This window comes from Nocardia sp. bgisy134 (assembly GCF_057708325.1).
This window is the reverse complement of the sequence record NZ_JBYIRW010000006.1, coordinates 191,029-213,924: the sequence shown is the minus strand read 5'-3', so window position 1 is coordinate 213,924 and position 22,896 is coordinate 191,029. Positions and strand designations below refer to the sequence as shown.

General features: G+C 69.6%; 22 protein-coding genes. 19 read left to right on the top strand and 3 right to left on the bottom strand.

The annotated features are described in order from the left end of the window. The first annotated feature begins 63 nt into the window (after positions 1 to 63). The 7 genes from AC3ERS_RS13620 (at position 64) to AC3ERS_RS13590 (ending at position 7,683) form a co-directional block, all read left to right on the top strand. Positions 64 to 2,226, top strand: a complete 2,163-nt coding sequence (locus AC3ERS_RS13620; RefSeq protein WP_431967218.1) for an acyl-CoA dehydrogenase family protein — start codon at positions 64 to 66, stop codon at positions 2,224 to 2,226. 73 nt (positions 2,227 to 2,299) lie between these two features. Next, complete coding sequence (locus tag AC3ERS_RS13615; RefSeq protein ID WP_431967216.1) at positions 2,300 to 3,364, top strand: acyl-CoA dehydrogenase family protein; 1,065 nt, start codon at positions 2,300 to 2,302, stop codon at positions 3,362 to 3,364. Further along, positions 3,349 to 4,518, top strand: coding sequence for an acyl-CoA dehydrogenase family protein (locus AC3ERS_RS13610; protein WP_431967214.1), 1,170 nt, complete (start codon positions 3,349 to 3,351; stop codon positions 4,516 to 4,518). The genes AC3ERS_RS13615 and AC3ERS_RS13610 overlap by 16 nt, the downstream gene beginning before the upstream one ends. 17 nt (positions 4,519 to 4,535) lie before the next feature. Then, positions 4,536 to 5,474, top strand: coding sequence for a bifunctional MaoC family dehydratase N-terminal/OB-fold nucleic acid binding domain-containing protein (locus AC3ERS_RS13605; protein ID WP_431967212.1), 939 nt, complete (start codon positions 4,536 to 4,538; stop codon positions 5,472 to 5,474). Further along, on the top strand, positions 5,471 to 5,929 hold the full coding sequence (locus tag AC3ERS_RS13600) for a MaoC family dehydratase (protein WP_431967210.1): 459 nt from the start codon (positions 5,471 to 5,473) through the stop codon (positions 5,927 to 5,929). The genes AC3ERS_RS13605 and AC3ERS_RS13600 overlap by 4 nt, the downstream gene beginning before the upstream one ends. Further along, positions 5,922 to 7,097 (top strand): lipid-transfer protein, encoded by a 1,176-nt coding sequence (locus AC3ERS_RS13595; protein ID WP_431967208.1) that lies wholly within the window; start codon positions 5,922 to 5,924, stop codon positions 7,095 to 7,097. Before AC3ERS_RS13600 ends, AC3ERS_RS13595 begins: the two co-directional genes overlap by 8 nt. 148 nt (positions 7,098 to 7,245) lie before the next feature. Beyond that, positions 7,246 to 7,683 (top strand): NUDIX hydrolase, encoded by a 438-nt coding sequence (locus AC3ERS_RS13590; protein WP_431967206.1) that lies wholly within the window; start codon positions 7,246 to 7,248, stop codon positions 7,681 to 7,683. 191 nt (positions 7,684 to 7,874) lie between these two features. On the opposite strand, the gene AC3ERS_RS13585 is transcribed toward AC3ERS_RS13590, so the two are convergent. Then, entirely contained in the window at positions 7,875 to 8,453 is a 579-nt protein-coding gene (locus AC3ERS_RS13585; protein ID WP_431967204.1) for a TetR/AcrR family transcriptional regulator, read from the bottom strand. 79 nt (positions 8,454 to 8,532) lie between these two features. Here AC3ERS_RS13585 and zapE point away from each other — a divergent pair, with 79 nt between their 5' ends. From zapE to AC3ERS_RS13555, 6 genes are all read left to right on the top strand, one after another. Beyond that, positions 8,533 to 9,480 (top strand): cell division protein ZapE, encoded by a 948-nt coding sequence (gene zapE / locus AC3ERS_RS13580; RefSeq protein WP_431967202.1) that lies wholly within the window; start codon positions 8,533 to 8,535, stop codon positions 9,478 to 9,480. A gap of 127 nt (positions 9,481 to 9,607) precedes the next feature. Next, positions 9,608 to 10,567 carry a DUF4129 domain-containing protein gene (locus AC3ERS_RS13575; protein ID WP_431967200.1) on the top strand — a complete coding sequence of 320 codons (960 nt, stop codon included), beginning with the start codon at positions 9,608 to 9,610 and terminating at the stop codon, positions 10,565 to 10,567. Further along, positions 10,564 to 11,061, top strand: a complete 498-nt coding sequence (locus tag AC3ERS_RS13570; RefSeq protein ID WP_431967198.1) for a hypothetical protein — start codon at positions 10,564 to 10,566, stop codon at positions 11,059 to 11,061. The genes AC3ERS_RS13575 and AC3ERS_RS13570 overlap by 4 nt, the downstream gene beginning before the upstream one ends. 28 nt (positions 11,062 to 11,089) lie before the next feature. Continuing rightward, entirely contained in the window at positions 11,090 to 12,052 is a 963-nt protein-coding gene (locus AC3ERS_RS13565; RefSeq protein ID WP_431967196.1) for an AAA family ATPase, read from the top strand. Next, positions 12,049 to 13,332, top strand: coding sequence for a DUF58 domain-containing protein (locus AC3ERS_RS13560; protein WP_431967194.1), 1,284 nt, complete (start codon positions 12,049 to 12,051; stop codon positions 13,330 to 13,332). The genes AC3ERS_RS13565 and AC3ERS_RS13560 overlap by 4 nt, the downstream gene beginning before the upstream one ends. After that, positions 13,329 to 13,787, top strand: coding sequence for a hypothetical protein (locus tag AC3ERS_RS13555; protein WP_431967192.1), 459 nt, complete (start codon positions 13,329 to 13,331; stop codon positions 13,785 to 13,787). The genes AC3ERS_RS13560 and AC3ERS_RS13555 overlap by 4 nt, the downstream gene beginning before the upstream one ends. A 188-nt stretch (positions 13,788 to 13,975) precedes the next feature. On the opposite strand, the gene AC3ERS_RS13550 is transcribed toward AC3ERS_RS13555, so the two are convergent. Beyond that, positions 13,976 to 14,836 carry a MaoC/PaaZ C-terminal domain-containing protein gene (locus AC3ERS_RS13550; RefSeq protein WP_431967190.1) on the bottom strand — a complete coding sequence of 287 codons (861 nt, stop codon included), beginning with the start codon at positions 14,834 to 14,836 and terminating at the stop codon, positions 13,976 to 13,978. Positions 14,837 to 15,234: 398 nt separating this feature from the next. After that, positions 15,235 to 16,959, bottom strand: coding sequence for a 3-oxosteroid 1-dehydrogenase (kstD, locus tag AC3ERS_RS13545; RefSeq protein WP_431967188.1), 1,725 nt, complete (start codon positions 16,957 to 16,959; stop codon positions 15,235 to 15,237). Positions 16,960 to 17,064: 105 nt separating this feature from the next. Here kstD and AC3ERS_RS13540 point away from each other — a divergent pair, with 105 nt between their 5' ends. The 6 genes from AC3ERS_RS13540 to AC3ERS_RS13515 all read left to right on the top strand — a co-directional run bounded on the left by AC3ERS_RS13540 (position 17,065) and on the right by AC3ERS_RS13515 (position 22,875). Further along, on the top strand, positions 17,065 to 18,690 hold the full coding sequence (locus AC3ERS_RS13540) for an FAD-binding protein (RefSeq protein ID WP_431967436.1): 1,626 nt from the start codon (positions 17,065 to 17,067) through the stop codon (positions 18,688 to 18,690). Between the two features lies 1 nt (position 18,691). Beyond that, positions 18,692 to 19,477 (top strand): 2-keto-4-pentenoate hydratase, encoded by a 786-nt coding sequence (locus AC3ERS_RS13535; protein WP_431967186.1) that lies wholly within the window; start codon positions 18,692 to 18,694, stop codon positions 19,475 to 19,477. Positions 19,478 to 19,621: 144 nt separating this feature from the next. Then, positions 19,622 to 20,566: an acetaldehyde dehydrogenase (acetylating) gene (locus AC3ERS_RS13530; protein WP_431967184.1), complete on the top strand. Its 945-nt coding sequence runs from the start codon at positions 19,622 to 19,624 to the stop codon at positions 20,564 to 20,566. A gap of 12 nt (positions 20,567 to 20,578) precedes the next feature. Beyond that, positions 20,579 to 21,616, top strand: a complete 1,038-nt coding sequence (gene dmpG / locus AC3ERS_RS13525; protein ID WP_431967182.1) for a 4-hydroxy-2-oxovalerate aldolase — start codon at positions 20,579 to 20,581, stop codon at positions 21,614 to 21,616. Positions 21,617 to 21,813: 197 nt separating this feature from the next. Next, positions 21,814 to 22,620, top strand: coding sequence for an SAM-dependent methyltransferase (locus tag AC3ERS_RS13520; protein ID WP_431967180.1), 807 nt, complete (start codon positions 21,814 to 21,816; stop codon positions 22,618 to 22,620). A 108-nt stretch (positions 22,621 to 22,728) separates the two neighbouring features. Next, the gene (locus tag AC3ERS_RS13515; RefSeq protein ID WP_431967178.1) at positions 22,729 to 22,875 is read left to right on the top strand and encodes a DUF1059 domain-containing protein; all 147 of its coding nucleotides are present in this window, start codon (positions 22,729 to 22,731) and stop codon (positions 22,873 to 22,875) included. Positions 22,876 to 22,896 lie beyond the last annotated feature (21 nt).

Below are 22,896 nucleotides of genomic sequence, written 5' to 3'. Positions count from 1 at the left end.
CACGGCAAGGATATTAGAACATGTTCTAGGTGTGGGAGTCACGCCGGAAAGGCGGGTTGGAGTGTGACCATCGCCACCACTGACGAGCATAAAGCCGTTCAGGAGTCGATGCGGGGCTGGGCCGGATCGGTCCGTCCGATTGCAACGATGCGAGCCGAGCCGGTCGGGTTCTGGCGCGCGTACTGGCCCGCGCTGGCCGAACTCGGGATCTTCCGGGTCGCGGTCGCCGAGGACGCGGGTGGCGCCGGTGGGTCGGTCGCCGATCTCGCCGTGCTGCTGGAGCAGGCGGCGCACGATCTGGTGGGCGGGCCGGTGCTCAGCACCGCCCTGGCCAACCTGGTCACCGCGGGCGCCCTCGCCGAGGACCTGCCGTGCGGTATCGCGCTCGACGTCGTTGCCGGTCCGGACATTTCGTCCGTGACGGGTGTCAGCGTACCCGCAGGCGCCGATGAGGTGTTGCTCACCGGTGTCTGGGAATTCGTGCTCGGGGCCGCCACGGGAACCGCCGTGTTGCTTCCCGTCGACAGTCCCGACGGTCCGCGCTGGTGCTTGGTGCCGCCGGACGCCGCGGGGCTGCGGATCGAGGTACTGGCCTCCGCCGATCCGAGCACCCCGCTGGCCAGGGTGCACTGCGCCGAGGTCGCGGTGCCCGCCGAGCGGATGTTCGCCTCGGCGCACCGGGTCGAAGATCTGCTCGTGGCACTCGTCGCCGCGGAGCTCGCCGGTCTGGCGGGCTGGTGCCTCGACACCGCGGTCGAATACGCCAAGGTGCGTGAGCAGTTCGGCCGCAAGATCGGTTCCTTCCAGGCGGTCAAGCACATCTGCGCGTGGATGCTGTGCCGCACCGAGCTGATCCGCTCGGTCGCGCTGGACGCCGCCGCGGCCGTCGACGAGGGCGGCGCCGAACTGCCGATCGCGGCCGCCATCGCCGCGGCCATCGCGCTGGACGCCGCGGTGGAGACCGCCAAGGACTGCATCCAGGTGCTCGGCGGCATCGGCTTCACCTGGGAACACGACGCCCACTTCTACCTGCGCAGGGCCACGGCGCTGCGCCAGTTGCTCGGCGGCTCGGCCCGCTGGCGGGCCAGGGTCACCGAGCTGACGCGGTCGGGCATGCGCCGCACCACCGGCGCCGACCGGGTCTTCGCCGCCGAGGGCGTGGACGGCTCGGCCGCCACCGACCTGGCCGCCGAGGTCGCCGCGATCGCGGCTCTCCCGGTCGGCCAGCGGCGCGACGCCCTGGTGGACGCGGGACTGGCGATGCCGCACTGGCCCGCGCCCTACGGTCGCGGCGCCGATCCGATGACCGGCCTCGTGATCTCCGAGGAGTTGCGCCGCGCCGGCCTCACCGCGCCCGACCTCGCCATCGGCGGCTGGGCCATCCCGACGCTGTTGCAGCACGGCACCCAGGAGCAGATCGATCGCTTCGCCTGGCCGACGCTGCGCGGCGAGGTGGTGTGGTGCCAGCTGTTCAGCGAGCCTGGCGCGGGCTCCGACCTCGCCGCCCTGCGCACCACCGCCAAGCGGGTCGACGGCGGCTGGGTGCTGAACGGCCAGAAGGTCTGGACTTCGTTGGGCGACAAGGCGAACTGGGGCATCTGCCTGGCGCGCACCGACGCCGACGCGCCCAAGCATCGCGGCATCTCCTACTTCCTCGTCGACATGCGCAGCAAGGGGCTCGAGGTCCGGCCGCTGGTGCAGATCACCGGCGAGGCGCGATTCAGCGAGGTGTTCCTCGACGACGTCTTCGTGCCGGACGACTGCCTGGTCGGTGCGCTGAACAACGGGTGGAAGATCGCCCGCTCCACGCTGTCCACCGAACGAGTCGCGATGGGCGGCAACGGGATCGGGCCGGTGCTGGAGGAGCTCATCGCCAAGCTGCCCGCCACCGGGCCCGGCGCGGAGCTGAGGAACGACCGGCTCGGCGGCTTCGTCGCCGAGGCCATCGCCGGGCTGCTGCTCGAGCAGCGGGCCGCCGTCGCGATGCTGGCGGGCGCCGACCCCGGCGCGCAGAGCAGTGTGCGCAAGCTGGTGGGTGTGCGGCACCGCCAGGCGGTGGCGGAGTTCGCCGTCGAGGCGGCGGGACCGAACGGTGCGCAGGATTCGGACGAGGTGACCGAATTCCTGCTCACCCGTTGTCTTTCCATCGCGGGAGGCACCGAGCAGATCCTGCTCACCGTGGCCGGTGAGCGGATTCTCGGGCTGCCTCGCGATGCGGACAGTTAGTCGACGAGCCCACCCGTCGCCCGACCACCCCCCAAGGAATCACCGGGCGATACCGAGTTAACTGGAGAACATCGTGGACTTCACCAGGGACGAGGGCCAGGACGCCGTCGCCGAAGTGGTAGTGAGTTTGCTGGAGCGCGAATCCGCACGCGATATCGAGCTGTGGCCGAGCCTCGTCGACTCGGGCCTGCTCGGGGTCGCGCTGCCGGAGCGCTTCGGCGGCGACGGTATGGGCCTGCCGGAGATCTCCGTGCTGCTCACCGAGCTGGCCACCGACGCGGTGGCGGTGCCCGCCCTGCCGACGCTCGGTTTCGGGCTGCTCGCGCTGCTGCCCGTGCTGCCCGACGCGGTGGCCGAACGGATCTATCCGGAGGTCGCGAAGGGCGCGGTGCTCACCGCGGCGCTCAGCGAACCCGGCGCGCCGTTCGCCGCGACACCGAAGACGACCGCGGTCGCCGAAGGGTCCGTCGTGCGGGTCAGCGGGCGCAAGGTCGCGGTGCCCTATGCCGAGCAGGCGCGCTGGCTGCTGATCCCCACCGATTCCGGCATCGCGCTCGTCGACCGCGATGCCGCCGGACTGACCGTGACGCCCTCACCGTCCTCGGGCGGCCTGCCCGAGGGCAGTGTCCTGCTGGACAACGTGGAGATCCCGGCCGAGCAGTTGCTCCCCGGCGGCCTCCCGCGATTGCACCGGCTGGCCGTCGCGAGCATCGGCTCGGTCGCCGACGGCCTGCTGAAGGGCGCACTGGTGCTCACCGCCGAACACCTGCGGGTGCGCCGCCAGTTCGACCGGCCGCTGGCCGAATTCCAGGCGGTGGCCCAGCAGATCGCCGACCTGTACGTGGTCTCCCGCACCCTGCACGCCGCGGCCGTCTCGGCGAACTGGGCGCTTTCGCAGCCCGACACCGGTTCCGCGCACCTGGAGCGCGTCGACGACGACCTCGACGTGCTCGCCTATACCGTGGCCTCCGAGCTGCCCGCCGCCATGCAGAAGTGTCATCACCTGCACGGAGGTCTCGGCGTCGACGTGACCCATCCGATGCACCGCTACTACTCCCAGGCCAAGGACATCGCCCGCTGGCTCGGCGGCGCGTCGTTCCGTCTGGATCGCTTAGGAGCAAGATGTTCATCGATCTGACCGCCGAGCAGCGCGCGCTGCGCGACGAACTCCGCACCTACTTCGCCGATCTCGTCACTCCCGAAGAGGAGGCCGAGATGGCGGTGAACCGGCACGGCGACGCCTACCGCGCCGTCGTGCGGCGCATGGGCCGCGACGGTTGGCTCGGGGTCGGCTGGCCGAAGGAATACGGCGGGCAGGGTTTCGGGCCCGTCGAACAGCAGATCTTCTTCAACGAGGCGGTACGGGCCGACGTCCCGCTGCCGCTGGTGACGCTGCTGACCGTCGGACCGACCTTGCAGACCTACGGCACCGACGCGCAGAAGCAGAAGTTCCTGCCCGGAATCCTTTCCGGCGATATCCATTTCGCGATCGGCTACTCCGAGCCGGAGGCGGGCACCGACCTGGCCTCGCTGCGCACCAGCGCCGTCCGCGATGCCTCGGGCGACTGGATCGTCAACGGGCAGAAGATCTTCACCACCGGCGCGCACGAAGCCGACTACGTCTGGCTGGCCTGCCGCACCGGCACGGCGGACTCGCGCCACCGCGGCATCACGATCCTGATCGTGGACACCGAGGATCCCGGCTACTCCTGGACGCCGATCATCACCTGCGACGGCGCCCACCACACCAACGCCACCTATTTCGACAACGTCCGCGTCCCGGCCGACATGCTGGTCGGCGAGGAGAACCGGGGCTGGCGGCTGATCACCACCCAGCTCAATCACGAGCGGGTGAGCCTCGGCCCGTCCGGCAAGATCGAACAGCTCTACGACCGGGTGCGCGACTGGGCGCGACCGCGCGGGCTGCTCGTCGAATCCGACGTGCAGCGGTCGCTGGGCCGTATGCACGCCATGGTCCGGCTGAACGAACTGCTGAACTGGCAGGTCGCGGCCGCCGACAAGAGCCCGGACGGCGACCAGTCGCAGGTCATCGCCGACGCTTCGGCCACCAAGGTGTTCTCCACCGAGTCACTCCAGGAAGCGGGCCGCCTGGCCGAGGAGATCGTCGGCCGCCACGGCGATCCGGCCGAGCCCGCCACCGCCGAACTGCTCACCTGGCTGGACCGGCGCACCAAACAGAACCTCGTGGTGACCTTCGGCGGCGGCGTCAACGAGATCATGCGCGAGCTCGTCGCCACCGCCGGACTGAACCTGCCGCGAGTACCCCGATAGGAAGAAGGAGCCGCGTCGTGCCGGACACGTCAACGCCGGAAGCGATCGTCGCCGCCGCCGAGAAGATCATCGCGGCGGGCGAGTGCGCGCCGCGCCTCGCGCGCGACCCGGTGAATCAGCCGATGATCAACAACTGGGTCGAGGCCATCGGCGACACCAACCCCATCTACGTCGACGAGGCCGTCGCTCGCGCCGCGGGCCACCCTGGCATCGTCGCGCCGCCCGCGATGGCGCAAGTGTGGACCATGTTCGGGCTCAACGGTGTTCGCCCGGAGGACGATCCGATGGGCGCCACCACCGAACTGCTCGACGAGGCGGGCTTCACCTCGGTGGTCGGCACCAATTGCGAGCAGATCTACCACCGCTACCTGGTGCCCGGCGAACAGGTGACCGTCACCAGTCGGCTGGAGACCATCACGGGACCCAAGCGCACCGGGCTCGGCGACGGCTGGTTCGTCACCTTCCGCACTTCGTGGCGGGTGGGCGACGAGCTCGTCACCGAAATGCTGTTCCGGATCCTGAAATTCGCGCCGGGCACGGCTGCCGCTCCGGCGCAGCCCGCGGGCGAGCGGGTCAAGCCGCTGGTCTCGCACGACACCGAATTCTTCTGGGAAGGAACGAAGCTCGGCGAACTGCGGATCCAGAAGCTGCCGGACGGCACGCTGAGGCATCCGCCGGTCCCCGCGCTGTGGCAGGACAAGTCCGAGCCGACCGAGTACGTGGTCGCCTCGGGGCGCGGCACGGTGTTCAGCTACGTCGTGCATCACGCGCCGAAAGTGCCGGGGCGGCAGCTGCCGTTCGTGGTCGCGCTGGTCGAATTGGAGGAGGGCGTGCGCATGCTCGGTGAACTGCGTGGCATCGATCCGGCCGAGGTCGAGGTCGGCCTGCCGGTGCGGGTGGAGTTCGAGAAGCTCGACGACGAGGCCGTCCTGCCGTATTGGACGGTGAACAAATGACGACAGCATCGCGAAGCGATTCGGTGAGGGGTGGTGGTCGGGTGACGGGTGAGCCCACCGCCGCGCAGGTCGGCGCGACGCTGCCGGAACTGGTCGTGCACGCCGACCCGACCTTCGTGATCAGCACGGCCATCGCCACCCGCGATTTCCAGGACGTGCACCACGACAGGGACAAGGCCGTCGCGCGCGGATCCAAGGACATCTTCGTCAACATCCTCACCGACACCGGCCTGGTGCAGCGCTTCGTCACCGACTGGGCGGGCCCGCGCGCCATCGTGAAGTCGATCGCGCTGCGCCTCGGGGTGCCGCTGTACGCGGGCGACACGTTGACCCTCACCGGCACGGTGAGCGCGGTCGTTGGCGAGGACGTCCACATCGACGTCGTCGGGCGAGACAGCCTCGGCGACCACATCACGGCGAAAGTCGTCATCGCTCTGCGGGGTACGAATGACTGAGGCTCTGTCGGGACGCGCCGCCATCGTCGGCATCGGCGCCACCGATTTCTCCAAGGACTCCGGTCGCAGCGAGTTGCGGCTGGCGGCCGAGGCGGTCACGGCCGCCCTCGCGGACGCGGGCCTGACGCCCGCCGACGTGGACGGGCTGACCACCTTCACCATGGACACCAACACACAGGCGGCGGTCGCGAGGGCGACGGGCATTCCGCAGCTGAAGTTCTTCAGCCACATCGGTTACGGCGGTGGCGCGGCCTGCGCGACCGTGCAGCAGGCCGCCATGGCGGTGGCCACCGGCGTCGCCGAGGTGGTGGTCGCCTACCGCGCCTTCAACGAGCGCTCGGTGTCGCGGTTCGGCCAGTTCTCCACGGCGCTGGCCACCGCGCCGACCTCGTCGGGCATCGACGCGGGCTGGTCCTATCCCCAGGGGCTCGGCACGCCCGCCGCCCAGGTCGCCATGGTGGCGCGCCGCTACATGCACGTCTACGGCGCGACCAGCGAGGATTTCGGCCGGGTCGCCGTCGCCGACCGCAAGCACGCCGCGGTGAACCCGGACGCCTTCTTCTACGGCAAGCCGATCACCTTGGAAGACCACCAGAATTCGCGCTGGATCGCCGAACCGCTGCACCTGCTCGACTGCTGCCAGGAGTCCGACGGTGGCGTGGCCATCGTGGTGACGAGCGTGGAGCGGGCCCGCGACCTGCCGCAGCGGCCCGCGGTGATCGCCGGAGCCGCGCAGGGTTCCGGCGCGGACCAGTACGTGATGACCAGCTACTACCGCGACGCCATGTCCGGCCTGCCGGAGATGGGCCTCGTCGGCGAACAGCTTTGGGCGCAAAGCGGATTGGGCCCGCAGGACATGCAGGCCGCGATCCTCTACGACCACTTCACCCCGTTCGTGCTCATGCAGCTCGAGGAACTCGGGTTCTGTGGTCGGGGCGAGGCCAAGGAGTTCGTCAAGGACGGCGCGATCGAGCTCGGCGGCAGGCTGCCGCTCAACACGCACGGCGGCCAGCTGGGCGAGGCGTACATCCACGGCATGAACGGCATCGCCGAGGCGGTGCGCCAGATTCGCGGCACGTCGGTCAACCAGGTCGACGCGCTGCGCAACATCGTGGTCACCGCGGGCACCGGCGTGCCGACCTCCGGTCTGGTGCTCAGCGCCAACTGATTCGGATCGCCTCCGTCGTTCCGCCGAACGCCGGGGTCCGGCCCCGCCACGGCGTCGGCTGTCCCACCGGTGCCCGGCGTTCGCCGGAACGACGGAGGGTCCAACCCGTAGGTTGGAGCGGCACACTCGCCGCCACGGGAGGAGTCTCATGACCGACCGGCACATCGTCGACGTCCACATCCTGCTCGTCCGCGCGGGCGAAGTGCTGTTGAGCAAGCGGCGCAGCGCGGACGAGTTCGACGGGCGCTGGCACCTGCCCGCGGGCAAGCTCGAGACGGGGGAGTCGGCCACCGAGGCCACGGCCCGCGAGGCGATGGAGGAGATCGGCGTTGTCGTCGATCCCACGGATCTGCGCCACATCCACACCGCGCACGTCGTCTCCCCGGGCCGAGAAGCCCGCATCGGCCTCTTCTTCGAAGCCGTGACCTGGTCCGGCGAGCCGATCAATCGCGAGCCGGACAAGAGCTACGAGCTCGCCTGGTTCCCCCTGACCGCGTTGCCCCATAACCTCATCGAGTACCCCGCCGCAGGCATCCGCGCCTACTTCACCGGCGCCACCTACTCCCAACGCGGCTGGTCCGTCTAGCTCCCACACACCCACCACCCGCCCCGCATAGGCGGTGCCTATGTGAAGAGTGCGAAAGATGTGTGGCCAGTCGCAGCGGAGCCTGACGAAGCGTCGCTGTGGCCCATATACATCGACGTCACAGACCTTCTGCACGCTTCGCGCAGGTTGTGCGGTCTGCGAGGCGTGCGGAGGGTCTGCGAGGTGGCAGGTCAGCGGTGGAGGTAGGTGGATAGGAGAGTGGTCAGCTGGCTGACGCTGGCGGGTGTGCCGGGCGGGAGGCTGCTGCGGTTGCCCCCGAAGCGGTCGAAGACCGCGCCCTCCAGGACAGCGATGAAGTCGGCGGCGGCGGTGTCCGGGTCGGGGAAGTCGTTGGCGCGGAACAGTTCCCGCGCGCCTTCCAGTGAGAAGAGGCTGTTGCTCAGCCGAGTGTGCAGTTCTGGATCGCCGATCAGGTCGACGATCAGGGCGTGCCGGGCGATCAGATGGTCGCGGCGTTCGAGGAGGAGCCGGTCCAGCCAGACCGCGATGCCGTGGGCGACGGACGGCAGGTCGGCCGTCTCGGGTGCGGCGAATTCCGCCCCGACGAAATCGCTGCGGGAACGGGCGGAGATCCGGTCGGCGATCGCCTCGATCAGCGCGCGTTTGGTGCGGAAGTAATACGAGGACGATCCGGGCGGCAGCTCCAGTGCCGTGTCCAGCGCGCGATGCGTCAGCGCGCGAATCCCGCGGCGGGCGATCAGTTCGATGGCCGCGTCGACGATCAGGATGCGCCGGTCGGTTGTGGACATCGTCACCTTCCCTGGTCGAGTCCCGCTCCGTGCTCTACAACTGTAGAGGACTCTACATCTGTAGAGATGGGAGGCTCGGATGACGATCGAACTCGACGCGGATCAGCGCGCGGCCGCCGACCGGCTGGCTCGCCTGGTGGACGGGCGCGGTCGTCCGGTCAAGGGCGCGCGCGGGGTCTACCTGTACGGACGACCCGGCCGCGGCAAGACCATGCTGATGGACCGCTTCCTCGCCACCGTCGCTCCCGACCGTGTGAAGCGCTACCATTTCCACCGGTTCTTCGCCGAATTACACACCGCCGCACACGAATCCGGATCCATCGACACCGCGATCGAGCGCCTGCTCGGCGCCGCCCGCCTGGTGTGCTTCGACGAGTTCCACGTGCACGACATCGGTGACGCGATGCTCATCGCCCGCATGCTGGACGCGCTGTTCGCCCGCCGTATCGCGCTCGTGCTCACCTCGAACTACCCGCCCGAGCAGCTGCTGCCGAATCCGCTGTTCCACGATCGGTTCCTGCCGACCATCGCGCGCATCGTCGAGCGCTTGGACGTGATCTCGGTGGACGGACCCACCGACTACCGCACGCTGCATCTGCGCGACGCTGCGAGCGGTTTCAGGGCGGGCCGCTACCTGATCGGGTGCGCGCCCACCGAGGGCGTGGTCGAGGTCCCGATCGGCGACCGCACGCTGCGGGCACGCGCGGTGGACGGCGACGCGATCACCGTCGATTTCACCGCGCTCTGCGGCGCCGCCACCTCGGCCGCCGACTACGTGCTGCTGGCTCAGCGTTTCCGGCGCTGGACGATCGAGGACGTGCCCCGGTTGCGGGAGGTGCCGCCGGACTGGGCGATGCGCCTGGCGAACCTCGTCGACGTGCTCTACGACGCCGATCTGGAACTGACGCTGTGCGCCGCCGCGCCGCTGCCGGAGCTGGTCGACGGCGTGGTCGGCGTTCCGGATATTTCGCGCACCGCCAGCCGTCTCTGTGAGATCTCACAACCGGTGACCGCCGCCGCTTGGTAGTGGGCCGACCTGCGGCGACTCGCCGGTAACCCAGTTAAAACGGAGGCGATCCGAAGTATTCGATTCCCTCCCGAGCGGACCGCTCGGCATGTAACTATGTGGCTGTTTCGAGCAGTACTCAGGTTTGGTGGTAACGCTGGTGGTCCGGGCGCGAGCGGCGATATCGCGCGTGATCGTGCTGATCACGCTGCTGGCCGTTGCCGCGATCACGCTGCGTGGGCACATCCCCGGCGCGGTCGAGACCGCCGATCGTGGCTCGGGGCCCAACGCGCTCGCCGTGGCCCTGATGCCGGTGCTGCTCACGGTTTCCGTGGTGATCCTGCTGGCGGGTGTGATCGCCAGCCAGCACCGGCTGCCGCTCGCCATGCCCGAACCGGATCGCGAGCGCGAGCGTCGGCAGTGGAAGCTCGGTCGCGTCGGCCTGCTGGTGCTCGCGGCGCTGGCCGGTCTCTCGTTGGTGCTCGCCGCGGCTTCCGCCGTGTTCTTCGTCGGCGCGGGCAGGCAAGTTCAGCCCGCTGAGCCCTCGCCCGCCACTGGGGAGGGCGCGCCGCCCGAACACCTTCCGACCACACCGCCGCCCCAGCCAGGCGGAGCGGAAAGCCTGACCGGCACCAGCCTGGTGCTGACGATCGTCGCCGCTGGTGTGTTGCTCGGCGTGGCGCTGGTCGGCCTCGTGGTGGTCGCGGCGACGGCCCGTCGCAAGCCCGTCCCCGCGCCGCCGCCGGAGGCTCCCACCCCGGCGACCGTGGTCGACTCGCTGGCCAGGGCCGCCGAAATGGGTCTGGCCGCGATGAACGCGCCGGGCCAGGACCCGCGCACCGCCATCATCGCCTGCTACGTCGCGATGGAGCGCGGCCTCACCGTCGACCGGGCCGCCGCCCCGTTGGCTTCCGACACCCCGATGGAAGTGCTGGCGCGCGCGTTCGAGCGCGGCGCGCTGCACGACGCCTCCGCGCGCGAGCTGGTCTCGCTGTTCGAGGAGGCCAGATTCAGCCCGCACTCGATGCTGGAGTGGCAGCGCATGCGCGCCGAACAACTGCTGCGCATCGTGCTCGCCGATCTGCAAGGGGAGGTGATGGCCGAATGAACAGGGCGGGGATCGCCGCGGCCGCGATACTCGCGGTGGTGGTGCTCGAACTGATCGCGTTCGGCAAAGCGCGCGGCGCCATGCTGCTGCTCGCCGCCGTCCCGGTCGCCCTCGCGCTCTTCCAGCTGATCTGGACGTTGCGCGAGCGCGAGAACGCGGAGCGCGACGACCATGCCGACGACATCGAGAACGGCCCGCTGGAGATGCTGAACCGCTGGCAGGCGCGGGCGCAGATGCTGGCCGACCGGGCCGACGGCAGCCGCGCCGACTGGGATCGGCACCTGCGTCCACTACTTGCCAAAGAATTCGAGTTGTCCACGGGCATGCGGGTAGCCAAGAACCGCAGGGCGACCGAAACGGCCGGGATTCTGCAGTTCGGACCGGAACTGTGGCGCTGGGTGGATCCGGCGAACTCGGCACTGCGCGATCAGACGACGCGCGCACCGGGTCGGGCGGCGCTGGACGAGATCCTGCGCCGTCTGCAGAGAATGTGAAATGGGTTGAGCAAGTGCGAGTAGACAAATGACGATGCCACTGGACGTGACCGTCCAGCGCACCGATGCGGTGCTGCGGGAGCTGTCCCGCGTCATCGTGGGCAAACGCGACGAAATGCAGCTGATCATGATCGCTGTGCTGTCCGGTGGGCACGTCCTCATCGAGGACCTGCCCGGACTCGGCAAGACACTGATCGCGAGGTCCTTCGCCGCCGCGCTCGGCCTCGACTTCACCCGGGTGCAGTTCACTCCCGACCTGCTGCCCGCCGACCTGCTCGGCTCGACCATCTACGACATGAACTCGGGGCGGTTCAACTTCCGTCGCGGTCCGGTGTTCACCAACGTGCTGCTGGCCGACGAGGTGAACCGCACCCCGCCGAAGACCCAGGCCGCGCTGCTGGAGGCGATGGCGGAGGGACAGGTCAGCATCGACGGCGAGACCTTCCCGCTGCCGCAGCCGTTCATCGTGCTCGCCACCGACAACCCCATCGAATACGAGGGCACCTACCCGCTGCCCGAGGCGCAGCTGGACCGTTTCGCCATCCAGCTGCGGCTCGGATATCTCTCCGAGCACGACGAGACCCAGATGATCCGCAGGCGCCTGGAACGCGGCGCGACGCCGCCGCAGGTCGGGCAGGTGGTGGACGCCAATGGGCTGCTGGAGATGCGGCAGTCGGTCGAATACGTCACGGTGCACCCCGACGTGGTCGGCTACGTCGTCGCCCTGGCCGGCGCGACCCGCGGGCATCCGCAGGTCGAGGTGGGCGCGAGTCCCCGCGCCGAACTGGATCTGGTGCAGATGTCGCGGGCCCGCGCGCTGCTGCTCGGCCGGGACTACGTCATCCCGGAAGACGTCAAGGCGCTCGCGATTCCGGCCATGGCGCACCGGATCACACTGCGCCCCGAGATGTGGGTGCGCCGGATCCGCGGCGAGGACGTGATCGCCGAACTGCTGCGCCGCCTGCCGGTCCCGCGCGCCACCCAGACATGACCCGCTCCAGGCACCGCGACGCGAGCGCCACCGTCGAGGCCGAATTGCGGTGGCGTCCCGCGCCTCTGGTGTACATGCTGGCGGGCTGCGCCGCGGTGGCGCTGGTGGTCGCAGTGATCGCCGCGCGCTGGCAGCTGGTGGTCTTCGCCGCGCCGCTGCTCGGCGTGCTCGCGACCGCGTCGTGGCAGCAGTCGCGGACCAGGATTCAGGTCGACGGCGGCGGCACCCTGCGCTGCTTCGAGACCGAGGAGGTGGTGCTCACCGTCGCCGCCTTCGTGGAGTCGGGGCACGCGCTGCTGCGCCTGAAACCGCAGGCGGCACCAGAGCTCGGGGTCGAGATCGAAGAGGCGAGCGACTCCGGGGCGGCGCCCGCCAGGCTGCGGCTGGCGCTGGAGGCCCGGCGCTGGGGCCGCTACCCGGTGTCGGTGCGGGTGTCCGCGCTCAGCCCGGCGGGACTTGCCATCGCCACCGCGACGCTGCCCGCGGGACAGTTGTTCGTCTACCCGGTGACCGATCCACAGCGAATGCGTTTGCCGCGCACCGAACTTCCCGAACGGCTCGGCACCCACCTGACCCGTCGCCACGGGCCCGGCGTGGAGTACGCCGACATCCGCGCCTACGCGCCGGGCGATCAGCTGCGGATCGTGAACTGGCCGGTGAGCGCCCGGCGCGGTCGGCTCTATGTCACCGAGCGGCTGACCAACCGGTCCGCCGACGTCGTCGTGCTGGTCGACACCTCGCAGCAGGCGCCCGGCCCGGCGACCGATTCGCTCGAGCTGTCGGTGCGCGGCGCGGCCCAGGTCGTGCAGTCCACTCTGCAGGCGGGCGACCGGACCGCCGTGGTCTGCCTCGGCCAGCGTCCGCGCTGGCTGCGCCCCGACATCGGGCGGCGTCAGTTCTACCGCATCGTCGACACCGTGCTCGACGTGGGCGACGAGCACATCCCCACCACCGGCACCCTGGCCCCGCACGCCGCGGTGCCGGTCGGCGCGATCGTGGTGGCGTTCACCACGCTGCTCGACACGCAGTTCGCGCTGGCGCTGATCGATCTGCGCAAGCGCGGGCACGTCGTGGTGGTGGTGGACGTGTTGCGCGGCACGCCGTTTCGCGAGGGCCTCGACCCGACGCTGGCCCGCATGTGGCAGCTGGAACGCGCCTCCATGTACCGCGACATGGGCACGGTCGGCGTCGACATCGTGCCGTGGGCGCAGGACGCCAGGCTCGACGAGATCATGCGCCTGCTGCCCGAACACCGTCGCACCGTGCGGGTGCGCCGATGACCAGATTCCTCGCCGTCCTCGCCGGCGTCCTGCTCGTCGCCTCGGTGATCCTGATGGCGCCGCTCGCGGGCATTCCCGCGCTGATCCTGGTGGTCGCGGGCTGGTGGTTCAGACCCGCCGCGGTCGCCGCCGTCCTCGTCGCGATCGGCGCGCTCGCCTGGGCCGACACCGGCGTACTCGCCGCCGCCGCAACGGGTCTGGTCGCCACCACCTACCTGCTGAACGCGGCCACCGTGACCGCACCGATCGGCGTCGTCCCGACCACCCTGCCCTCGGTCGTCGGCGCCGTCGGCTTCGCAGCCTGCGCGGTGGGCGCGGCCCTGCTCCCGCTGCGTCTGGCCTGGGCCCCGGCGATCGCGCCGGTCGTCGTAATCATGTTGTACGCCTTGGTGATCCAAGGACTCGGGCCCCGCCGCAACAGGGTCGAGGAAATAGTCGGACCGCCGGCTGGCTGAGTCGTCGGTATCCGCTGCGTTCGCGGTAGTCGGGCCGTCGGCTGGGTCGGTCACAGGCATCGACCGGCCCTTGCCCCGGCCGCCGTCGTGCGTACCCACGCGACGGCGGCCGAAGTGGCTCGCCCGGCGGCACCGAACGCGATCGCAAGGTTTGCGACGGCGGGCGTCCGAACGAGCCGCGCGGGCGTCTACCTGAACTTCAGGCTGACGTCCGCGAGCACCGGGGCGTCCTCGCGCTCGACCACCGTCGCGGCGATGACGAGCTCACCGTCGGTGCGCCAGATGCGGGTCCGGATGGTCTCGCCCGGGTAGAGCACACCGGCGAAGCGCGCGCGGAAACCGGTGACGCGGGTCGCGTCGGAATCCAGGGCGGTGTCGGTGGCGGTCTTGCAGACGATTCCGTACGTGCACAGGCCGTGCAGGATCGGATTGGGGAAACCGGCGGCGCGAGCGAACTCGGGATCGGAGTGCAGCGGATTGCGGTCGCCGAGCATCCGGTACAGCAGCGCCTGCTGCGGCAGCGTGCGCGTGGTGACGTCGAAATCCGGGGCGCGATCGGGCAGTTCCGACTTGGTGCTCGGCCCGCGTTCGCCGCCGAAACCGCCCTCGCCCTTGGCGAAGATGGAGGAGCGGGTAGTCCACAGCGGCGCGCCGTCGGAGCCGGTGATGGTGTGCTCCTGCACGACCACCGCGGCCGAGCCCTTGTCCCAGATCTCGCTGATCCGCCCGGTGCTCGTCGCCTTGCCCGCGGCGGGGATCGGCCGGTGCACCTCCACCTCCTGGTGTCCGTGCACCACCTTCGCCAGGTCGATGTCGATGCCGGGGAAGCTCACCTTGGGCGGCTCGGTCTCGTGCAAGGTCTGCGCCACGGTCGCGAACGTCGGCAGCACCTGCGGCTCCCGGTCGTCCAGGTAGCGCAGCTCGTCCGCCTCCGTCCACCGCGCACCCGCGCCGAGCCCGAGCTGATAGAGCTGCACATCCGACGGCGTCCACGCGAACTCCCGGCTCGGCAGCTCCGCGCCGAGTGCGATCTTCGGGTCGATGGGCATCAGTTCTCCTTGTGCATGGTTGTGGACGGATTCGGCCGCCCGGCCCACGAATCGATCCTGCGGCCAGGCGCGCCTCTCTAGCAATGCCATACCCACTCGCCGGGACAGCGGCCCCTCGAACGGAACCGAACCACGCCCGGCCACCGCGCAGCGCGACAGCGGCCCGCCGCCTGTAACCGAGCGACCCCGGCTACCACGGAGCCGGCCCCGATCAGTTCCTCGCAGACCCTCCGCACGCTTCGCAGGGCGTACAACCTGTGCGAAGCGTGCGAAACGTCTGCGAGGACACGACATGGTTTCGCCCCAGGCGAGAGGGTGGCTGCCACAGACGGCGCACACGGTTCGCAGAGGCGCTGCCTGTGTGAACCGTGTGAGACCCGTGTGGCAAAGGCATTGCCCTACGCCTCGGAGGTCGCCGCGGCGGGCTGGTCCTGTTTGCGCTCGGCGATGTCGAGGACGGCGAGGTAGCCGAAGGCGATGGCGGGGCCGATGGTCGCGCCGGGCCCGGCGTAGGTGTGGCCCATGACCGGTGTCGAGCAGTTGCCCGAGGCGTAGAGGCCCTCGACGGTGCTGCCGTCTTCGCGGAGCACCCGGCCGGCGGAGTCGGCGACCAGACCGCCCTTGGTGCCGAGGTCGCCGGGCACCATCTTGGCCGCGTAGAACGGCCCTTGGACCAGGCCGGCGAGGCAGGGGTTCGGCTTCACGGTGGGGTCGCCGTAGTACCGGTCGTAGTGGCTGTTGCCGCGACCGAAGTCCTCGTCGGTGCCCGTCTCGGCGAAGGTGTTGAACCGCGCGACGGTGGCGCTCAGATTCTCGGCGGGCACGCCGATCGCGGCGGCCAGCTCCTCGAGACTGTCGGCCTTGACGATGTTGTCGTTTTCCATCCAGCGGGACGGAAAGCGCAGACCAGGCTGTAGTCCGGCGAAGATGTAGCGGTTCCGGTAGCGCTGGTCGAACACCAGCCACGCGGGGATGTTCTCCCCGGGACCTTCACCCTGCCCGTATTCGCCGCCGTACATGGTGTGCCCAGCCTCGACGTAAGGAGCGGACTCATTACCGAATCGCTTGCCGTCGTGGTTGACGATGACGCAGCCGGGCAGATTGCGCTCGGCCAGGGCGAACCACGGCCTGCCGCCCTTGAAAACGGTCGGCCCCCACCAGGCGTCCTCCATGAAGTCGATCGCGCCGCCCGCCTCGATGCCCGCCAGGATGCCGTCGCCGGTGTTCGCCGTCGCACCGGTCGTCCACTCGGTGGTGATGGGCTGGCGCTGGTACTTCGCCCGCATCTCCGCGTTGTGCTCGAAGCCGCCGCTGCCGAGCACGACGCCGTGGCGCGCGGTGAACACGACCGGCTTGCCGTCCCGCATCGCCTCGACGCCGGTGACCACGCCGTCCTCCACGATGAGCTTGGTCATCGGAGTGTTCAGCAGCACCGGCACGTTCGCGTCGAGCAGCCCCTTGCGCATGGCGGCGATGATGGCCTGGCCCATGCCGACGATGTGCTTGCCGGTGAACTTGGCCCAGTACGTGCGCGCGCCGACGCGCATCGCCCGCATCATGCCCTTCGGGTGGCGGCGAATGAGGTTGAGGCGAACGAAATCCGCCTGCATGACCACCACGTTCAGCGGCGCCTTGGCGTAGGGCGGTTCCAGGTTTTCCCGCTCCGCGCCGAGGACCTTCAGGTTGAACGGCTTGGGCTCGCAGGAGCGTCCTTCGCCGAGACCGCCGGGCGCCTCCGGGTAGTAGTCCGAATACCCGGGCACCCACTTCATCTTCAGCGGGGTGTGGTCGAGCACGAAGTCGAAGGCCTCGGCGCCGCGGTCGATGTAGGTGTCGATCCGATCCTTGGGCACGACATCGCCGACGATGCTGTGCAGGTAGGTGCGTGCGTCCTCGCGATCGTCGGGGCGACCCGACGCGCGCAGCGCCTTGTTGCCAGGGATCCACACGCCGCCACCGGAGCGCGCGGTCGACCCGCCGTAGTGCGCGGCCTTTTCGATGATGACCGCGCTGAGGCCGTGGTGAGCGGCGGTGAGGGCGGCGGTCATACCCGCGGCGCCGCTGCCGACGACCACCACGTCGTAGCTGTGTGGCTCGAGAACCGGATCTGTCATGTAGAACACGTTATAGAATGGACGCGCCATTGGTCTATGTTGTGTGGCAGAAGACTTGCTCGGCGTTCCATTTGTCGAGGAAACTTGTTTCAGTTTCGGACCGGAGTGAAGTACATGGGCCTCGAATGGGACCTGACCGCTGACGTTGTCGTCGTCGGATACGGCGCCGCGGGCGCGTCCGCCGCGCTGGAGGCGACGGAGGCGGGCGCGCAGGTGCTGGTGTTGGAACGGTTCACCGGCGGCGGCGCGTCCGCGCTGTCCGGCGGCATCATCTACGCGGGCGGCGGTACGTCGGTGCAGCGCGAGGCCGGGGTGGACGATACCCCGGAGCAGATGCTCGCGTATCTGGAACGCGAGGTCGGCGCGGCCGTCACACCGGCCACCCTGCGCCGCTTCGTGGACGAGAGCCCGGCGATGATCGAGTGGCTGAAGGGGCACGGCGTGCCCTTCGAAGCCTCGCTCTGCCCGTACAAGACCTCGTATCCGAACGACAGCTACTACCTGTACTACTCCGGCAGCGAGGTCTCCGGCTACGGCCGCGAGGTCGCCGAACCCGCGCAGCGCGGCCACCGCGTCAAGGGCAAGGGCACCTCGGGCAAGCAGCTCACCGGTCCGCTCGCGGCCTCGGCCTCGCGTCGCGGTGTGCGCGTCGAAACACTCACCACGGCAACGCGATTGATCACCGACAGTAACGGCGCGGTGATCGGCGTCGAGTGCCGGTCGCTGCGCGATGCGCCCGGCCGGATCAGGGAACGCTACAGCCGCATGGCCAAGCTCGCCGCCAAGCCCGGCATCTACTATCCGCCGCTGCGCAAGTCGATGGAGCAGCGCCTCGAGGTGCTCGATCGCCGGTACGGCACGACGATTCGCGTGCAGGCGCGGCGCGGCGTGATCGTCAGCGCGGGCGGCTTCATCGCCAACCGCGCCATGCTCGCCGAATACGGCCCGCAGTATCGCGCCGGTCTCGCGCTCGGCACCACCGGCGACGACGGCAGCGGCATCCTGATGGCGCGCACGGCCGGTGCGGCCACCGACCGCATGGGCAACGTCTCGGCCTGGCGATTCATCCTGCCGCCCAGCGCTTTCACCGGCTCGGTGCTGGTCGACGCGCACGGTCGCCGGGTGATCGACGAGACCCGCTACGGCGCGGCGGTCGGCCATGCGCTGATCAACGAGCACGAAGGCAAAGGCTGGCTGCTCGCCGACGCGAACCTGATGCGCACCGCGATCCGGCAGATCCGCACCCAGGCGACCTGGTTCCAGCGCGCCCAGTTCGAGGTGATGCGCCGCAGCGCGGTGCGCGGCGCGACGCTGGAAGTCGCCGCGGCCAAGGCGGGCATCGATCCGGCCGGGCTGCGCGCGACCGTCGACGCGCACAACGCCGCCATCGCGAACGGCGCGCCCGATCCGGCCGGCAAGCCCGCCGAGTTCACCGAACCCGTGCGCAGCGGCCCGTACTGGCTGTTGGATGTGGGGATCAAACCGAGCCTGACCAACCCGTGCCCGATGCTCACCCTCGGCGGCGTGGTCGTCGACGAGCGGACGGGCGCGGTGAAAACCGCTGACGGCGACAACATTCCCGGCCTGTACGCCGCGGGCCGGACCGCCGTCGGCATCTGCTCGGACTCCTATGTCAGCGGTCTGTCGCTGGCCGACTGCGTCTTCTCCGGTCGCCGCGCGGGACGGTCCGCGGCGAGCGAACAGGCCGTCCTCGAAAAAGCAACAGTGGAAGGAAACTAGCGTGCTGACCGACGCGGTACGAACCGAACTCGCCGACGAACTCGCGCGGGCCGAGAACGATCGGGTCGCCATCGACCCGCTGGTCGCGCGATACCCCGACATCGACGTGGTCGACGCCTACGAGATCCAGCTGATCAACATCCGCCGCAGGCTCGACAGCGGCGCGCGCGTGGTCGGCCACAAGGTCGGCCTCTCGTCCAAGGCCATGCAGCAGATGATGGGCGTGGACGAGCCCGACTACGGACATCTGCTCGCGGAAATGCAAGTGTTCGAAGACGTTCCGGTCGAGGCGGGCCGCTACCTGTTCCCGCGCGTCGAGGTCGAGGTCGGGTTCGTGCTCGGCGCCGACCTGCCCGGCGCGGACTGCACCGAGGAGGACGTGCTCGCCGCGACGGTCGCCTACGCGCCCTCGATCGAGCTGATCGATTCCAGGATCAAGGACTGGAACATCGGCCTGTGCGACACCATCTCGGACAACGCGTCCTCGGCGGGCTACGTGCTCGGACCCGAGCGCGTCGCGCCGAAGGACATCGACATCAAGGCCATCGACGCGGTGCTCACCCGCAACGGCGAGGTCGTCGCGGAGGGCCGCAGCGACGCGGTGCTCGGCGACCCGGTCATCGCGGTGGCCTGGCTGGCGCGCAAGGTCGCCTCGTTCGGGGTGCGGCTGAAAAAGGGCGACGTCGTGCTGCCCGGCTCCTGCACCCGCGCCATCGACGCCCGTCCCGGCGACCAGTTCCACGCCGAGTTCGCCGGACTCGGTTCGGTCCGACTGCATTTCACCTGAGTCCACCACAGAGCCCACCCGCCCCGCCGGCTTCGCCGGCTGCCAACCCCCAGAGCCCACCCGCCCCGCCGGCTTCGCCGGCTGCCAACCCCCAGAGCCCACCCCCGCCGGCTTCGCCGGCCGCCATCCCCAAGGAGGCCAACCGTGTCCGACAGGACCGTAACCGCCGCGATCGTCGGGTCCGGCAACATCAGCACCGATCTGCTCTACAAGCTGCTGCGCTCGGAGGCCATCGAGCCGCGCTGGATGATCGGCATCGATCCGGAGAGCGAGGGCCTGAAGCGGGCCCGCGGGCTCGGGCTGGAGACCTCGCACGAGGGCGTCGACTGGCTGCTCGGCCAATCCGAACTGCCCGACCTGGTTTTCGAGGCCACCTCCGCCTACGTGCACCGCGCCGCCGCGCCGAGGTACGCCGAGGCGGGTATCCGCGCGGTGGACCTCACCCCGGCTGCGGTCGGCCCCGCCGTGGTGCCGCCGGTGAACCTCGGCGCCAACCTGGACGCGCCGAACGTCAACATGATCACCTGTGGTGGTCAGGCCACCATCCCGATCGTGGCGGCCGTCTCCCGCGTCGTACCGGTGCCGTACGCCGAGATCGTCGCCTCGGTGTCGTCGGTGTCCGCCGGGCCGGGCACCCGCGCCAACATCGACGAGTTCACCAAGACCACCAGCCGCGGCGTCGAGACCATCGGCGGCGCCGAGCGCGGCAAGGCGATCATCATCCTGAACCCGGCCGAGCCGCCGATGATCATGCGCGACACCATCTTCTGCGCCATTCCGGAGGACGCCGACACCGACGCGATCGCCGACTCCATCCACCGGATGGTCGCCGACATCCAGCAGTACGTGCCCGGCTACCGCCTGCTGAACGAACCGCAGTTCGACGAGCCGTCGGTGGTTTCCGGTGGCCTGGCGAAGGTCTCGGTCTTCGTCGAGGTCGAGGGCGCGGGCGACTTCCTGCCGCCGTACGCGGGCAACCTCGACATCATGACCGCCGCGGCCACCCAGGTCGGCGAGGTCATCGCGAAGCAGGTGAGCCGAGCGCAGCGAGGCGACGAATCAGACACAGCACGATCGGCCCGGGTGTAAGGAGCGTTCCCCATGGCATATTCAGCAGAACTCGATATCCGCGTCACCGACACCTCGCTGCGTGACGGCTCGCACCACAAGCGCCACCAGTTCACCGCCACCGAGGTGCGTGACATCGTCGCGGCGCTCGACGGCGCGGGCGTTCCGGTCATCGAGGTGACCCACGGCGACGGGCTCGGCGGTTCCTCGTTCAACTACGGCTTCTCCAAGACTCCCGAGCAGGAGCTGGTGAAGATCGCCGCCGAGACCGCCACGCAGGCCAAGATCGCGGTGCTCATGCTGCCCGGCGTCGGCGTCAAGGAGGACATCAAGGTCTCCCAGGACAACGGCGCGTCCATCTGCCGCATCGCCACCCACTGCACCGAGGCCGACGTCTCCATCCAGCACTTCGGCCTCGCCCGTGAACTCGGGCTGGAAACCGTCGGCTTCCTGATGATGTCGCACACCCAGCCGCCCGAGGTGCTCGCCGCGCAGGCGCGCATCATGGCCGACGCGGGCTGCCAATGCGTGTACATCGTCGATTCCGCGGGAGCTCTTGTCCTGGAGCAGGTTTCCGACCGCGTCGCGGCCGTCGTCGCGGAACTCGGCAATGATGCCCAGGTCGGTTTCCACGGCCACGAGAACCTCGACCTCGCCGTGGCGAACTCCATCTACGCCATCCGCGCGGGCGCCACCCAGATCGACGGCAGCGCACGGCGTTTCGGCGCGGGCGCGGGCAACACGCCGGTCGAGGCACTGGTCGGCGTGTGCGACAAGCTCGGCATCAGCACCGGCATCGATTTCTTCGCCATCGCCGACGCCGCCGAGGACGTCGTCCGCCCGGCCATGCCGCAGGAATGCCTGCTGGACCGCCAGGCCCTGATGATGGGCTACGCCGGTGTCTACTCCAGCTTCCTCAAGCACGCCGAGCGTCAGGCCGAACGCTACGGCGTCTCCGCCGCCGAGATGCTCGTGCGCGCGGGCAAGCGCAAGCTCGTCGGCGGTCAGGAAGACCAGCTCATCGATATCGCGCTGGAGTTGCAGCGCGAACAGCAGGCCGTCTCCGCCTGACCAGTGAAGCGACCGGCCCGCGGGTGGTTCGCCATCGCTCGCGGGCCCGGTCGCCCGACCGCCCGCTTCGGTTCGCCGAGGCCTTCGGCGGTCGAATTCGTCTGCGGTTCTGGACAGTCGGACGCCGAGCGCCTGTCACGGCAGTCGCCATCTCCTACTATTGGGCACACATTGTCCGGTGAATCGGGGGTGCGAAAGTGACCGACAGCTCCAACGCGATCGATCAGTCCAAGCCCAGCATCGCTCGGGTCTACGACTATCTGCTCGGCGGTAAGGACTACTACCCCGTCGACCAGGAGATCGGCGACCACTTCAAGAACAACCTCCCCGGTTCGGTGGTGATCGCCACCTCCAACCGGCAGGTATTGGTGCGCGCCGTAGGCGAACTCGCACAGGCGGGCCTGCGGCAGTTCATCGACCTCGGCAGCGGTCTGCCCACCTCCGACAACGTGCACCAGGTCGCGCAGCGGCACATTCCCGATGCCAAGGTGGCCTATATCGACAACGATCCCATCGTGCTCGCGCACGGACGCGCGCTGCTGGCGGCCGACGAGCGGACGGTCGTCATCCAGGCCGACGTCCGCGACCCGAAGACGATTCGCGAGCATCCCGAGGTCACCGGGCTGATCGATTTCGATCAGCCGGTCGCCGTCATCTTCAGCGCGATCCTGCATCACCTCAACGACGACGAGGATCCCGCCGACGTCGTTCGCTTCTGGAGCGACCAGATCCCCTCCGGCAGCGCGGTATTCATCTCGCACTTCCGCTCGGGGCACAACGCCGAGACGGCGGCGGTCGAGGCGAAGTTGCAGGCCACCTTCGGCCGTGGGCGCTGGCGCACCGACGAGGAGATCGCCGCGCTGTTCGGTGATCTCGAGATCCTCGAGCCCGGCATCGTCCCCGTCTCGCAGTGGCGGCCCGAGCCCGTCCAAGGCCCGACCGCCGTCCGCGAACTCACGGTCTGGGAGCAGCTCATCGTCGCGGGCCTGGCCAGGAAGCCGTAGATCTCGTATCCGAATTGCCCCTGTTCACACGATTGCTCATTCAGTTGGCGGCACGCGGCGGGTAGCGTCGAGTCCGCGCGACCTGTCGACTACGACCTAGGACGGATGATGAAGCGAAACCTGAACTGCCCCTGCGGCGAGGCCATCGTCGGGACCGACGAGGACGATCTCGTCGCGAAGACGAAGGCGCATCTGGCGGAGAACCACCCGGGGCACGATTACTCGCGCGACGAGATCCTTTTCATCGCCTACTGATTCGAGCGCTGCTCCACTTGG